12 protein-coding genes are annotated in these 13,051 nt (G+C 56.8%); 6 read left to right on the forward strand and 6 right to left on the reverse strand.

What is annotated here, in order from left to right:
- Positions 1-6 precede the first annotated feature (6 nt).
- Complete coding sequence (locus tag M017_RS0109700) at positions 7-300, forward strand: GIY-YIG nuclease family protein (protein ID WP_031497663.1); 294 nt, start codon at positions 7-9, stop codon at positions 298-300.
- Positions 301-620: 320 nt separating this feature from the next.
- Here the strand turns inward: M017_RS0109700 and M017_RS0109710 are convergent, their stop codons facing one another.
- From M017_RS0109710 to purM, 3 genes are all read right to left on the reverse strand, one after another.
- A complete protein-coding gene (locus M017_RS0109710; protein WP_031497664.1) occupies positions 621-1,535 on the reverse strand; it encodes an FkbM family methyltransferase in 915 nt (304 codons plus the stop codon).
- Between the two features lie 171 nt (positions 1,536-1,706).
- Complete coding sequence (gene purN, locus M017_RS0109715; protein ID WP_031497665.1) at positions 1,707-2,285, reverse strand: phosphoribosylglycinamide formyltransferase; 579 nt, start codon at positions 2,283-2,285, stop codon at positions 1,707-1,709.
- Positions 2,285-3,319, reverse strand: coding sequence for a phosphoribosylformylglycinamidine cyclo-ligase (gene purM / locus M017_RS0109720; RefSeq protein ID WP_035957752.1), 1,035 nt, complete (start codon positions 3,317-3,319; stop codon positions 2,285-2,287). The genes purN and purM overlap by 1 nt, the downstream gene beginning before the upstream one ends.
- 73 nt (positions 3,320-3,392) lie before the next feature.
- Between purM and M017_RS0109725 the strand changes: the two genes are divergently transcribed.
- From M017_RS0109725 to M017_RS0109735, 3 genes are read left to right on the forward strand one after another with little or no spacing between them, the layout of a single operon-like run.
- Positions 3,393-4,697, forward strand: coding sequence for an amidohydrolase family protein (locus tag M017_RS0109725; RefSeq protein ID WP_162179872.1), 1,305 nt, complete (start codon positions 3,393-3,395; stop codon positions 4,695-4,697).
- Complete coding sequence (locus M017_RS0109730) at positions 4,694-6,052, forward strand: amidohydrolase (RefSeq protein ID WP_031497668.1); 1,359 nt, start codon at positions 4,694-4,696, stop codon at positions 6,050-6,052. The genes M017_RS0109725 and M017_RS0109730 overlap by 4 nt, the downstream gene beginning before the upstream one ends.
- Position 6,053: 1 nt before the next feature.
- Positions 6,054-7,346 (forward strand): amidohydrolase family protein, encoded by a 1,293-nt coding sequence (locus M017_RS0109735; protein ID WP_051669774.1) that lies wholly within the window; start codon positions 6,054-6,056, stop codon positions 7,344-7,346.
- Here M017_RS0109735 and M017_RS0109740 read toward each other — a convergent pair.
- The gene (locus M017_RS0109740; protein WP_031497670.1) at positions 7,343-7,753 is read right to left on the reverse strand and encodes a response regulator; all 411 of its coding nucleotides are present in this window, start codon (positions 7,751-7,753) and stop codon (positions 7,343-7,345) included. The genes M017_RS0109735 and M017_RS0109740 overlap by 4 nt on opposite strands.
- Positions 7,750-9,654, reverse strand: coding sequence for a sensor histidine kinase (locus M017_RS0109745; protein WP_031497671.1), 1,905 nt, complete (start codon positions 9,652-9,654; stop codon positions 7,750-7,752). Before M017_RS0109745 ends, M017_RS0109740 begins: the two co-directional genes overlap by 4 nt.
- Before the next feature lie 192 nt (positions 9,655-9,846).
- Here M017_RS0109745 and M017_RS0109750 point away from each other — a divergent pair, with 192 nt between their 5' ends.
- Both M017_RS0109750 and M017_RS0109755 read left to right on the forward strand, forming a co-directional pair.
- Positions 9,847-10,488, forward strand: a complete 642-nt coding sequence (locus tag M017_RS0109750) for a DUF2959 family protein (protein WP_162179873.1) — start codon at positions 9,847-9,849, stop codon at positions 10,486-10,488.
- Positions 10,489-10,514: 26 nt separating this feature from the next.
- Positions 10,515-11,318: a cysteine peptidase family C39 domain-containing protein gene (locus tag M017_RS0109755; protein ID WP_031497673.1), complete on the forward strand. Its 804-nt coding sequence runs from the start codon at positions 10,515-10,517 to the stop codon at positions 11,316-11,318.
- Between the two features lie 31 nt (positions 11,319-11,349).
- Here the strand turns inward: M017_RS0109755 and M017_RS0109760 are convergent, their stop codons facing one another.
- Positions 11,350-13,032 carry an MSCRAMM family protein gene (locus tag M017_RS0109760; protein WP_031497674.1) on the reverse strand — a complete coding sequence of 561 codons (1,683 nt, stop codon included), beginning with the start codon at positions 13,030-13,032 and terminating at the stop codon, positions 11,350-11,352.
- Positions 13,033-13,051: the final 19 nt, after the last annotated feature.

The raw sequence follows: 13,051 nt of genomic DNA on the forward strand, positions 1-13,051 counted from the left end.
CGTGAAATGAAAGTGATTTACAAGATCAGCTACCCGAACGGGAAAATCTATGTCGGCAAGGATCTGACCGACAGCATCAACTACTTTGGGAGTGCGAATCATGCACTTGTCGCGGCGGACTTCACGAGAGAAGAGCGTCGCGGCTTTACTGTGCGCCGGGAGATTCTTTGGGAATCGGAGAGCGCCAGCAACGCGGAGGTGAGTGCGATGGAGGTTCACTTCATTCGGCTATTGCGCGCAAATGAGCCGACGGTTGGCTACAACAGATGGCCGAAGGCGAGCAGGGATGGTGGGACCTGACCGATTCCTAGATCAAGCGACCAACCCAGTTCGGGGCTTCGATCTACTTTGGCGCAATGGAGAGCCGAGAAGCGAAAACATGGGCATGATCAGATGAAGAAGACGCACCAGCGATCCAGGGGCTGGTCATACGAAGAGATGGAGCGAGTTGTTGTTCTTCGCCGTTTGGAAGTGTTTGGGAATCTCGACTGCCGCCATCACAGCAATGAAAAAATATTGCTTTCGTCGAGCGCCAAAGATTACTCGCAATTCTGAGAGCACTCATTGCAGACGTCTTGAGTTTGCCCTCGATTGTGAGCGAAGCGGCGTTCTGCATTCCGCTAGTCTAGGCTCGCTTGCAAAGTCCGTGTTGCATAATCCCGGCCGAGAATGATCCAGTCCTCTTGTTTGGTTGCCGGGCGATCGAGTTGATTGCGAAGTAAGCCTGGCGGATGCAGTTTTTCAGCGGGCAAGAATTGCTCATATCCGAGTTCGATCAGTGTCTCAATCAGGTCGCAGTGACGGACTCCGGCTGCATGCATCGAGCGTGGATTCAATTCGAGCAGGATCGAGGGCTGGTGTTGCCGGACGAAGTTGCGGGCACCTCTCAGGAAGCGGAGTTCGCTGCCCTCAATGTCGAGTTTCATCAGGACGCGGCCAGGTAGGACGCGATCTTTCAGCACGTCATCGGCCCGGCGGATTGGCACTCTCTCGGACTTGTGTCTCGAGATCGCTGAGGCGCCTTCGAAGAGCCCGGCCGAGCCGCTGCTCGCGAGTGGAATGAATAAGTCGGCCTCCGACTCGTTGTCTCCGAATGCGAGTTGATGGACTTCGAAAGACGTCCCGCTCTTCTCGAGGGAAAGGCGTACGGCCGCTGCAAGGCGGGGTTGGGGCTCGACTGCAATCAACTTGCCGCTAGAGCCGATGAGTGAGGCGGCCGCGACAGAGCAGGTTCCATGATTCGCCCCGATATCGAGGAAGCTATCGCCTGGACCGATGAAGCTCGCAAAGAGCTTTGTCCATCGATGCAGTTCTGAGGGGATGACCAGGAATCGAGGATCCTGGAGGTCAAGATAGACCACCCTGTCGTCGATGGAAAGAGGCCATAGTTCCGTGACTCTCCAGCCGGCGGTGATGGTGTTCAGGAGCAACTGTGCGCCCACGGGCTCGCAATCTTGGGCAATGCAAAATCGAGCAAAGAATTGATAGGGAGTGGGGAGTTGCCGAACGTAGTCCGGCCGCTGGAGCCAGGCCAAGGTATCTCTCTTAAAGAGCCAGGATCCAGGACTCTCGAATAGCCCCTCGTGCAGCCAGCGCAGACCCGGGAATGCTGAGAGGATGTTTCGCCAGGAACTACTTCTTGCTAGTTTCTGTCCCTTGTGCTCCCCGCGATTCTTGTGATGCATGCCAGGTGACGCAAGAAGATGCTATGACTCTGACTTTGAGAGAGTGGCTAGCGCCATCGCGATGGCCTTGGGATAAAGAAGATGTTCCTGCTCGAGAATCTTCGCGCTGAGCGTCTGAGCTGTGTCCTCTGGGAGAACTTCTACAGATGCTTGGGCGATGATCTTGCCGCTGTCGAGCCCTTCATCGACGTAGTGCACGGTGCAGCCCGCGATTTTGACGCCGTAATCGAAGGCTTGAGTTTGCGCATCAAGGCCCGGGAAGGCGGGCAGCAGCGACGGGTGGATGTTGACGATACGGTTGCGATAGGCGTCGACAAACTCGGGGCTGAGCAGGCGCATGTAGCCCGCCAGACAAACCAGATCGACTTTATTCGTTCGCAGGATCTCGAGGACGCGGCGGTCGAAGTCCACTCGCTTTACGCCCTTTGAATCGAGCGCAAAAATTTGCAGCCCTTTTGAGACCGCAAAGGTGAGCCCAGGGGCGTCCGGAACATTCGAGATGACACAGGCGATCTCTGCCTGGAGGCTGCCGCTTTCGACAGCCCGGTAGATGGCCTGAAAGTTCGATCCGCGACCACTCAGCAAGATCCCGAGGCGCATCAGATGTAGAGAACCTTCGGCTTCTCGCTCTTCTTGCCTTTGACCACCTTGCCGAGCTCGACTCCCGGGAAGCCGGTTTTGGCGAGGATTTTGAGCGCTTTGGGCGCATCGGCTGCGGGAACGCAGACGATCATGCCGATGCCGAGGTTGAAAGTACGCCGCCAATCGTCTTCGGGCACCTTGCCGATCTCACGCATCAGTTCAAACAGCACAGGCACTTCCCAGGCCTTGGTCGAGATCTTGGCGTTGGTGCCGGGGGGCAGCATGCGTGGGGTGTTGTCGGTGATGCCGCCGCCGGTGATGTGCGCGGCGCCTTTTAGCAGCTTGCCCTTGCGTAGCGCGCGCATAGCCGGCGCATAGCTGAGATGGACGTGCAGCAGCGCGTCGCCGACGCTTTCGCCGAGCTCCGGAACCACGTGATGCACATCGTACTTGGCGACTTCAAAGAGCAGCTTGCGGGCCAGGGAATAGCCGTTCGTGTGGAGTCCGTCGCTCTTGAGACCGATCAATACATCGCCAGGAGCGATTTTTGCGCCGGTGATGAGGCCTTTCTCTTCGCAAGCGCCGACGATAAAGCCAGCGACGTCGTACTCGCCCTTCTGGTAAAGGCCTGGCATCTCTGCCGTTTCGCCGCCAATGAGGGCGCAGCCATTGCGCTCGCAGCCGCGGGCAATGCCACGGATGACGCTGCCGGCGATCTCGGAATCGAGCTCACCCATGGCGAAATAGTCGAGAAAGAAGAGCGGATCGGCGCCCTGCACCATGATGTCGTTGACGCAGTGGTTCACCAGGCATTCGCCGACCGTGTCGTGCTTGCCAGCCAGGATGGCCACCTTGAGCTTGGTTCCGATGCCGTCGGCGCTCGAGATGAGAACCGGCTGCTTGTAACCTTTGATGCGGAAGGCAGCGCCAAAACTACCAATGCCCGTTAAGACATTCTTTGAGAAAGTCCGCCGGGCGGCGTCCTTGATGGAATCGACGGTTTTCTCGCCTTCTTCGATGCTGACGCCGGCCTGACTGTAAGTAATTGGCATGAATCTGAAATCTTCTATACTTTAGCAATCCCATATGATGATCCGGCGCCGAAACTTTTTGAAATTCGCCGCTTTGGCTAGTGCAGTACCCTCGCAACTGGCGCAAGGCCTTCCGCCACTGTTCATCCGGAACGCAAAAATCGTTCCTGTCAGTGGCTCCATTTTGCCCAAAGGATCTATCCTCGTCCAGGACGGCCTCATTGTCGCGGTCGGTGAATCCATCAGTGCTCCCAGTGGCGCACAGATCATTGAAGGGGAAGGACTTACTGTTTATCCAGGCCTCATCGACGGCCTCTCTACACTTGGTTTTGATGTACCGCTTGCCACGGCAATTCTGGGAGCGAACCGGGCCGGGGCGGCCCTTGCGAGTCCGTCCCCCGGAACAGCTCCGGTGGCCCTGTCGCGCGGTCCGGAAGATCGTCCCCTCACCACTCCTTGGGTGAAGGCGGCCGATCAGGTGAAGCCGACGGATCGGCGGTTGCCGCTCGCGCGTGCTGCCGGGTTCACCTCGGCGGTTGTGTTCCCGACCACAGGGATTTTTGCGGGCCAAGGGGCGGTGATCAACCTGGCTGGCGTCAAGCCCAGCAACATGGTGGTGAACCCTTCGGTCGGCATGTATACGACGATGGCCAGCAACCGTGGTGGCGGTTTTCCGGCGTCCCTGATGGGTACGATCGCATACTTGCGCCAAACCTATCTGGACGCAAACTACTACAAGAGCGCTCTTGCCCTCTATGAAAAGAATCCGACTCTGCAACGGCCCACCTACGACCGGGCGCTGGAGGGCATTGTCGAGGCGCCGCTTACGCTATTTCCCGCGACACGCGCCCATGAGATTGATCGCGTGATCCGGCTCAGCAAAGAGTTCGGAACCAAAGCCGCCATTTACGGGCTGCATGAAGGCTTTCGGCGGGGGGACGAACTGGCTAAGTCAGGAGTCGCTTCGATTGTGAACCTGAACTGGCCGGTGGCGCCTCGGGACCAGGACCCGGAAGATCATGAAGACCTGCGTGTGCTTGAGCTGCGCGACCGGGCTCCGTCCACGCCTGCTGTGTTGGCCAAGGCTGGGGCGAAGTTCACCTTCTCTTCTGCTGGCGTCGAGACTTCTGCGAACGTCATGCGCGCCATCAAACGGGCCATTGATGCGGGACTCGCTCCCGCCGATGCGCTCCGGGCGATGACGCTTTCCGCCGCCGAGATTTATGGGGTGAGCCAGCAACTTGGCTCTCTCGAGAAAGGTAAGATCGGCAACCTCACGGTCACCAGTGGCGATCTGTTCCAGGATGCCTCTAAGGTGCAGTTTGTCGTCATTGATGGAGTGAAGTACGATCCGCTTCCCGAAGAAGCCGCGCCCGCCCGTCTGGAGGCCACCCGATGAAATCGTTTTTCTTTTCCCTCTGCCTACCGCTCCTGGCGCTTGCGGCAGACCAGCCGATTGTCGTGCAGAATGCCAATATCCTCACTGTGACCAAGGGCACCATCAAGGGTTCGATCGTGGTGGAAAACGGCAAGATCAAAGAAGTGGGTGAGAAGGTCAGCATCCCGGCAAATGCGAAGATTGTCGATGCCTCCGGCCAGTTTGTGCTGCCTGGGATCATTGATAGCCACTCGCACATTGCGGCTGACTCCATCAACGAAGGCTCCATCTCCGTCTCGTCGATGGTGCGTATTGAAGATGTACTGAATCCCGAAGACGTTGCGATCTACCGTGCTCTGGCGGGCGGCGTGACGATGGCCAACATTCTGCATGGCAGCGCCAATGCAATTGGCGGGCAGAGCAGCGTGATCAAGCTCCGCTGGGGCAAGCCTGCGGAAGAGATGCCATTCGACAAGGCTCCGCCCAGCATCAAGTTTGCGCTTGGTGAGAATCCGAAGCGCCAAGGCAATCCGACCGGCGGCCGCGTAGGCGCCGGTAACACGGCAAATCTTCGCTATCCCGCCACGCGGATGGGCATCGAAGATGTCTATGTCGAAGCCTTCACCCGGGCCAAGGAATACCAGCAGACCTGGAAAGACTATGAAGCCAAGAAGGCGAAGGGTGAAGTGGCGATGCCGCCGCGCCGCGACCTGCAACTGGAGCCGCTAGTGGAAATTCTCGAAGGCAAACGGCTGGTCCATATCCACGCCTATCGCTCCGATGAAATCCTCATGATGATTCGCGTTGCCGAGCGGGTGGGCTTCCAGATCACCACCTTCCAGCACATTCTTGAAGGCTACAAAGTGGCCAAGGAAATGGTGCAGCATGGGGTGGCCGGAGCAGGCTTTAGCGACTGGTGGGCCTACAAGATTGAGGCTTACGATGCGATCCCCTACAACATGGCTCTCATGACGCGCAAGGGCGTGCTGGCCGGAGTCAATTCCGACTCTGCCGACACGATCCGCCGCCTGAATACCGAAGCGGCCAAGGCAATGAAGTATGGCGGCCTGACGGAAGAAGAGGCGCTTCGTCTCATCACCATCAACCCGGCGATGCAGATCAAGGTCGACAAGTGGGTGGGCTCGATCGAACCAGGGAAAGACGCGGACTTTGTCATTTGGGACAAGCATCCGTTGTCGAGCTATGCGCGGGCGCAGCAGGTCTATATCGATGGGGTCAAGTACTTCGATCGGGATCAGGATGCGAGCGACCACCTCAGGCTAGCAGCAGCCAAGAAGGCGCTGGAAGAGAAATTGAAACAGGAACAACGCCGCCAGGCTCCGCCAGCGGGCGCGGTCACCCGGAGGCCCCAATAGCATGAGATTCGCACTTCCTCTTTGCCTGCTGGCGGCAAGCGTTTTCGCCAGCGAGAAGGATAGTTTCTTTCTCAAAGGAATCACCGTTTTTCCTGTCTCCGGACCGAAGGTCGAGAATACGACGCTGCTGGTGGTGGACGGAAAGATCGCCGAAATCGGTGCAAAGATTGCTCCGAAGGGTGTCCGTGTGATCGACGGGAAAGGCTTGCAGGCCTATCCCGGACTGATCAATTCCGCGACGAATATTGGTCTATCTGAGATCTCTTCGATTCGAGAGACCAATGATACCGGTGAACTGGGGGATTTCAATCCGCAGTTGCGGGCCATTGTTGCCATCAATCCAGAGACAGAACACATTCCGGTGGTGCGCGCCAACGGCATCACCACGGTGCTGACTTTGCCTGGAACAGGCGGCTCTGGCGGTGGAGCGAGCGGCATCATTCAAGGGCAGGCGGCCCTGATTCATCTTGATGGGTACACCTTCGAGGAGATGGAGATCAATCGAAGCGCAGCGTATCAGATGCGCTTTCCGTCGATGCAGTCGCGGGCCTTCGATTTCGATACTTTCCAGCAGGCAAATGGGTCTTTTGCCGACGCCAAACGGCGCTATGAAGCGCAGATGCAGGAGGTCAAGCATTTCTTCTCTGAAGCCCGTGCCTATATGCTGGCGAAGAATGCAAAAACTCCCGGGTTGCGCGTCAACTTGAAGTACGATGCGATGATTCCGGTGCTCGAAGGCAAGGCTCCTGTGATGATTGCGGCTGGCAAGGAGCGTGAGATTCGTGCTGCGATCGCTTTCGCTGAAGCCGAGAAGATCAAGATCATTCTGGCCGATGTCCGCGAGCCGGGGAAGGCTGTTGAACTGATCGCCGCGAAGAAGATTCCTTGTATTCTCGGTCCGGTCACGCAGCTTCCACCCGAAGCGGACATGACCTATGACTACAACTACGCCCTGCCCGCCCAACTCCACAAGGCTGGGGTGAAGTTTGCTTTCGGCAGCTTCCAGAATCAGTTTGCGCGCAACATCATGTTTGAAGCCGCCAGTGCGAGTGCCTACGGCCTGCCCTATCCAGAGGCGCTGAAGGCGCTGACGCTGAACGCAGCGGAGATCTTTGGCGTGGGAGACAAGTATGGCTCGCTTGAGAAAGGCAAGTATGCCGATCTGCTGGTCACGAATGGAGATCCGCTGGAGGTGAAGACCGAGATCAAGATGCTCTTTATTCAGGGGCGTCCGCAGAGTCTTGAATCCAAGCACACCCGCTTGTACGAGAAGTACAGGGCACGGCCCAACTAGTTCTGCTTGAGGGCGTCCTTCACCAACTCGCCGAGCTTCATATATTCGTCGAAGTCGGAGGGTTTTCGGAAGTAGTGCAGGACGCCCAGCGCTGAGATCGTCTCGCGGTCGCGAATGGTGTCCGACGAGGTTACGATGATCACCGGGGTGTGCGCGCATTCCGGATGTTTACGGAACTCGATCAAGACGGACAGACCATCTACCTTGGTTAAATTGATGTCGAGGATGAGTGCGTCCGGGCACGGAATACAGTTGGGGTGGCCCATGGTGCTGACATATTGCAGTGCTGCTTCTCCATCGCGGACGATATGAAGGTCACTCTCAATATGGTGGCAATCCAGCGCCTCCTGAATGAGAACCACATCGCCTGGATTGTCTTCTGCCAACAGGATCTGGAGCTTTTTCATGGTGTCCCTACGTGGGGAAGAGAAATATAGAACTGTGCTCCTGCTCCCAGTTTTCCATCTGCCCACATCTTGCCCCCATACCTTTCGACGATGCGTTGGCAGATTGCCAGTCCGAGCCCGGTACCGGGATATTCGTCTTTGTGGAGACGTTTGAACAGGCCAAAGATGCGCTCTGCATAGATCGGGTCAAAGCCGATGCCATTGTCTTCTACCGTGATGAGCCAGTCTTCTGCCCGCCGGATTGCGGAAATTTCGATTTCGGTCGGGACGCCGGCTCTGCCGTATTTGATCGCGTTCGAAATCAAGTTCTGAAATACATGGCTGAACTGCCGCGTATCGCCCCGGACGACAGGGAGAGCAGTGGAATGTACGATGGCGCCCACTTCCTCAATGTGATTGTTGAGCACTGCGATCGCATCGGCGAGTGATACGGGCAAGTCCGCAAGACCCACGGGCGCTTCGTCTCTTTGGATGGTTTTTGAGTAGTTCAGCAGGTCACGGATGAGCGCCTCCATCCGGTCCACTCCCTGACGAATAAACTGGCCGTATTGCGCCGCTTCCGGATGGTCGCCAACAAAACGCCGCAAGAGCAACTGGGTATAGATCCCGACCATCCGCAAGGGCTCTTGCAGATCGTGACTTGCCACATACGAAAACTCTTCGAGTTCCCGATGGACGCGTTCCATTTCCTGCCTGGCACGTACCTGCACCGTCACTTCGCTACAAACGACGACGATCCCTGAAACGCGCCCATCCATTTCGAGCACGGGGTGGAAGACCACATTGAACCAATGATCTTCTAAGGTGCCGTCTCTGTCGTAATCGTACGGAATGTGCCACTCAGAGGCTCGATGGGGTTGGCCTGTGTTCATCACCTGTCCGAGCACTTGCCAGACGTTGGGACCCAACTCTGGCAACACTTCCGGCAGGCGTTTGTTCCTGATTTCCCGGCCATTCATCAGCGCCTCTGCGAATGGATTCGCTAACTCGACAACGAAATCCGTGCCCACCAATACGACAATGGCGACAGGCGCCTGTGAGAACACCTGTTCGAGGCGCGCCTGGCTGTCTCGCAGTTCTTGTTCCACGCGCTTGCGATGGGTGATGTCTTCGACGACAGCGATGAACATGGTTGGTACGCCGTCCTGATATTGCCGTACCATTCCTGATACCCGGACCCACAGCAGGGAACCATCCTTTCTGACGTAACGCTTCTCGAGGATCTCCGGCTTTCTGCCACCTTGCCGCAGAGCATGGGTAAAAGCGAGAGTTTTCGGAATGTCCTCAGGATGGGTGAAGTGCTCGGACCCGCGTTCAATCAACTCCTCGCGGCGATATCCCACCATGTTCAGATATGCCTGATTCGCATCGAGGAACTTCCCATGCTGCGAAACCAGGACGATGCCGATGGGCGCTTGGAGAGCTGCCAGACCGAAGTTCTCTTCTTCCTGGGCCGCTGTTTTCTTGCGCGCCACAATTTCTCTGCCCGCTCCCGCGACAAACTCCACGGATCCGTCTTGGCCACAGACCGGAGCCAGACTGTACTCAAAGTCCCTCAGGATGCCATTCACTGGCTGGCTGAAGCTGGCGAGCGGAAGTCTTTCGCCCGTTGCGAAGACCAGGGCTACTTGTTGCTGGACCTGGTCTGCGAAGTCCTGGGCATGGGCCGCTTCCGGAGTCGTTTGGAGGAGATCCAGCAGCCCTCGGCTGAGATGGAGAAAACGGTTGTTCCGGTCCAGCAGGAACGAAAACTCCTGATTCGAAGCGAGAGCCGTCTCATGCAGCTCGAGTTGTTGCTCCGCATGGTGGAGCCGCTGCTGCAGTTGCCTGATGCTTTTTCGAAGGGCCGCATTTTCTTCTTGGAGCTGCTGGTGCTCTGGCGCACCGGGGGAGTGACTCATCTTGGAGACCCAAATTGGAGAGCCATCTGTACTCTCAATCGAGACGACTGCCTGAGTTGGTGGGGGGCGTGTATCAAGAGCAACATAGGATGATACCGTTCTCACTTAGTATGAACGATTCTCTCCCTTTCTTCCTTAATAAGTGAGTCCATCGCGCGTTCGATGGCGGCGGCCTCGGCTATGATTGAGGCGATGCCCCGTCTTTTTTTCATTTTAGTGATGGTTGCCCTCTCGTCGTGTACACAGCTGTACTATAAGGCGCAAGAGAAGCTCGGGAATGAAAAACGCGACATCCTGGTGAGTCGCATCAAAAAGGAACGGGAAGATCAGGAGAAGGCGAAGGAACAATATCGGACGACACTTGAAGCTTTTCAGGCTGCCACTGGTTTTCAAGGCGGTAAGACCGAGGATGTCTATAAGAAGTTAAAGAAGGAATATGATGAAGCGGCGGAACGCACAAAGAAGGTAAGTGAACGGATTGCGTCGATTGAACAGGTATCGGGCGATATGTTCAAGGAGTGGGAGAAAGAAATCTCCATGGTGCAGAATGCAGATCTCCGGAGCAAGAGCCGAGTTTTGTTGCGCGACACACGCCAGCGCTACTCCGACTTGCTTCGGCGGATGAAGGCGATCGAGGCGAAGGCGAAGCCGGTGATGAAAGCCTTTGAGGATCAGGTTTTGTTTATTAAACACACTCTCAATGCGGAAGCGATCAGTTCTCTCAAGACCAATGTGGCCAAGATGGACGCAGAGGTGCAGGGGCTCATCCGCGATATTGAGGCGGCCACCAAAGAAGCAGATAACTTCATTGCCTCGCTGCCAATGGGTGCCTAAACGATGAGCGCCGGACTGGAGGAGTGATGCTTCTGAATCCTCTTCTGATCCCGACGCTCTTGCTTGCCATTCCTTGCTATGGGTTCGGCATGTTCCTGCAGCGGAAAACTGCTTCCACGGCCCATCGCTTGGTGCTTGTTGCGGCGTCGCTGCTTCTGTCCGTTCCCGCGTTGCTCTATGCCACTTATTCTCTCCATCTCTTCGATGGCTTGGCTTGGTTCTACAACTTTCGCGCGCTTGCCTATACGGAGTTGGCTGCTGCACTGTTGGGGGTGCTGGTGGGAGTGATTCATGAGTGGTTTCAACCGGAAACGTGGGGCGAGCGGCTGGCGATTCCATTTGCACTGCTCGCTCTCCTCCTGCTTCCCCATCTGAAGCCGATCCTGAGTCCGGTGAATCTGCTTGGAATGCAGAATGACTGCATCGGCGACGTCTGCCTGCAAAGCACTCCTTCCAGTTGTGGGCCTGCCAGCGCCGCCAGCTTGCTCCGTAATCGCGGCCAGATGGCTTCGGAGCGGGAACTCGCTCGCGAAAGTCTGACTTCCACAACAGGAACCGAGAACTGGTATCTGGCACGCGCCTTGCGCAAGCGAGGGGTTCCCGCACAAGTGAAGATTCTGAGTGCCGCGAATGAGGCCATTCTGAGTCCATCGATCGCAGGGGTGAAGATCGGTGGCAACTCCGGGCATTTCATCGCCATTCTGGATCAAACCCCGACGCATGTCACCATTGTCGATCCGCTGCATGGCAAGATCATTTACGAGAAAGAAGCCCTCAAGCGCAAGTATCGCTTTACGGGATTCTTCCTGCATCTGCTGCCCTCTTCTTAGGCTCAGCAGGTACCGTGATCGCTCCGCTTCGTCATCTCCCGTCCTTTTCTTGCATTTCGCGGAGTAAATTCTCGAATGCCTCTTTGCTGATGGCCTTCAATTGGAGCGATACCGTACTGCCTGCTTCGAGCTTCACCTTCGTTCCCTGGTCTTTCATCCATCGCGCCACTGCGGGGTTCTGCAGGTATTGCAAGCCTACTCCGGGGATGCAGGCTGCGCGGTAGGAGCCGGGTTGTCCACGTCCTTGAATCTGTCCCTCCGGTGTGACCTGGGCCATGACGAAGGATCCGATGTCAGCAATTTCTTCGGCTTCTGGAAGCAACACAACAAGCATTCTGCTCTCTTTGGGAAGATCCTGCACCGTGCCTCCCAGCTGCGCATAGTCCTGGCTCAACACCACTTCCATTTGCCCGCTCTCTCCGCTCGCTACTTTCAAGATCTGGCCCGTCGATTCCTTGTCGAGCCAGCGTATGGACTTCACATAGCCGGTGCCGGTCTGGAATCGATAGCTTCCCGGCACCAGACCCTGAATGACAAACTTGCCATCCTCAATCTTCTTGATCTGTGGTGGGATGGTGGTTGGACTAAAGGAAACGGGTTGAAGAAAAATTTGACCCACCACATTGGCAGGCGTCGATTGGCCAGGACGGTTGTCTTGTTTGGTTGGAGTTTCTACGGTGACATGGACTGGGATATCGACGGACTGATGGGCGACGAAATCCAGGTCATCAATTGGTTTCTCTCCGACCTCAAGCTCCAGCGTTCCATAGATCGCCTTCTGAGGCGAGCTCATCATGGCGTGGAGGACGTAGGATCCGGCCGCGAGCGTAGGCAGGCTGAATTTGCCGTTGGGCTGGACCATTGTGGACGCGATGAGTGTGCCTTCGCCTTTTTGCATCAGACGAATGGAAACTTGGGGCGGAAGATCGGAGCCGCTGGTCAGCCTGAGCTTTCCGCTGATTTGTACTGTTTGTACGGGCTTTACCAGAATCTCGACGCCCCCTACTTTGTCCCCAGCCTTCAGAAGGACTCTTGTGGCCGTCTCGACGCCCTGTCCTCCGCCGAAATAGGTTGGAACATAGTCCAGCTTGGGGAGCTTTGCCAAATCCTCTTTGCCGATGAGGGGCTGCGGGTGTTTATAGCCAGAGCTCGGCCGGGCGCGTACGTAGTATCGCCCGGGCGCAACCGCATGGAACTGGAACTCCCCGGATTCGTCCGTCCGTCTAGCGCTGACAGTTAAGAACGAGGCCGCTGCTCCGAGGAAGCGCTTTTCAATCAGTTCCACGATACTCACGAGTGGCTCGCCGTCAGCATCCATGACTCTTCCGGCAAGGCTCGCCCCCGGCGATAAGGAGATCACGATGTCCTTTGTTGGATTCGCCCCGCCGACCACAATCATTTTGGGTTCGTTCGTGTCCATCTGACTGTACCCCGTCGGGTAAGCTTGGTGTCTCGCGGAGACTTGATAGCGTCCGTCGGCAAGTTCTGTGGCTCGAAAGTAACCGCTCGCATCTGTAAGGATGACGGCGCTGTTGGGAGGCATTCCGGGGGGCGATCCCATCATGCCGCTGAGTGTGACGCTGGCTCGATTCACTCCCTCACCAGTGAGCGCGTTCACCACTCTGCCGGTGAGGACCCCGCTCGGAGGGGTAGAGTTCGCTTGTTGCCCCAGGGCAACTAGACTCAGAGCCAGGAAAAGTACGAATCTTCGCATTCGGCATCTCTTTCCAATC

The sequence above is a fragment of the Bryobacter aggregatus MPL3 genome (assembly GCF_000702445.1).
In the GTDB taxonomy this organism is placed as follows: Bacteria; Acidobacteriota; Terriglobia; order Bryobacterales; family Bryobacteraceae; genus Bryobacter; species Bryobacter aggregatus.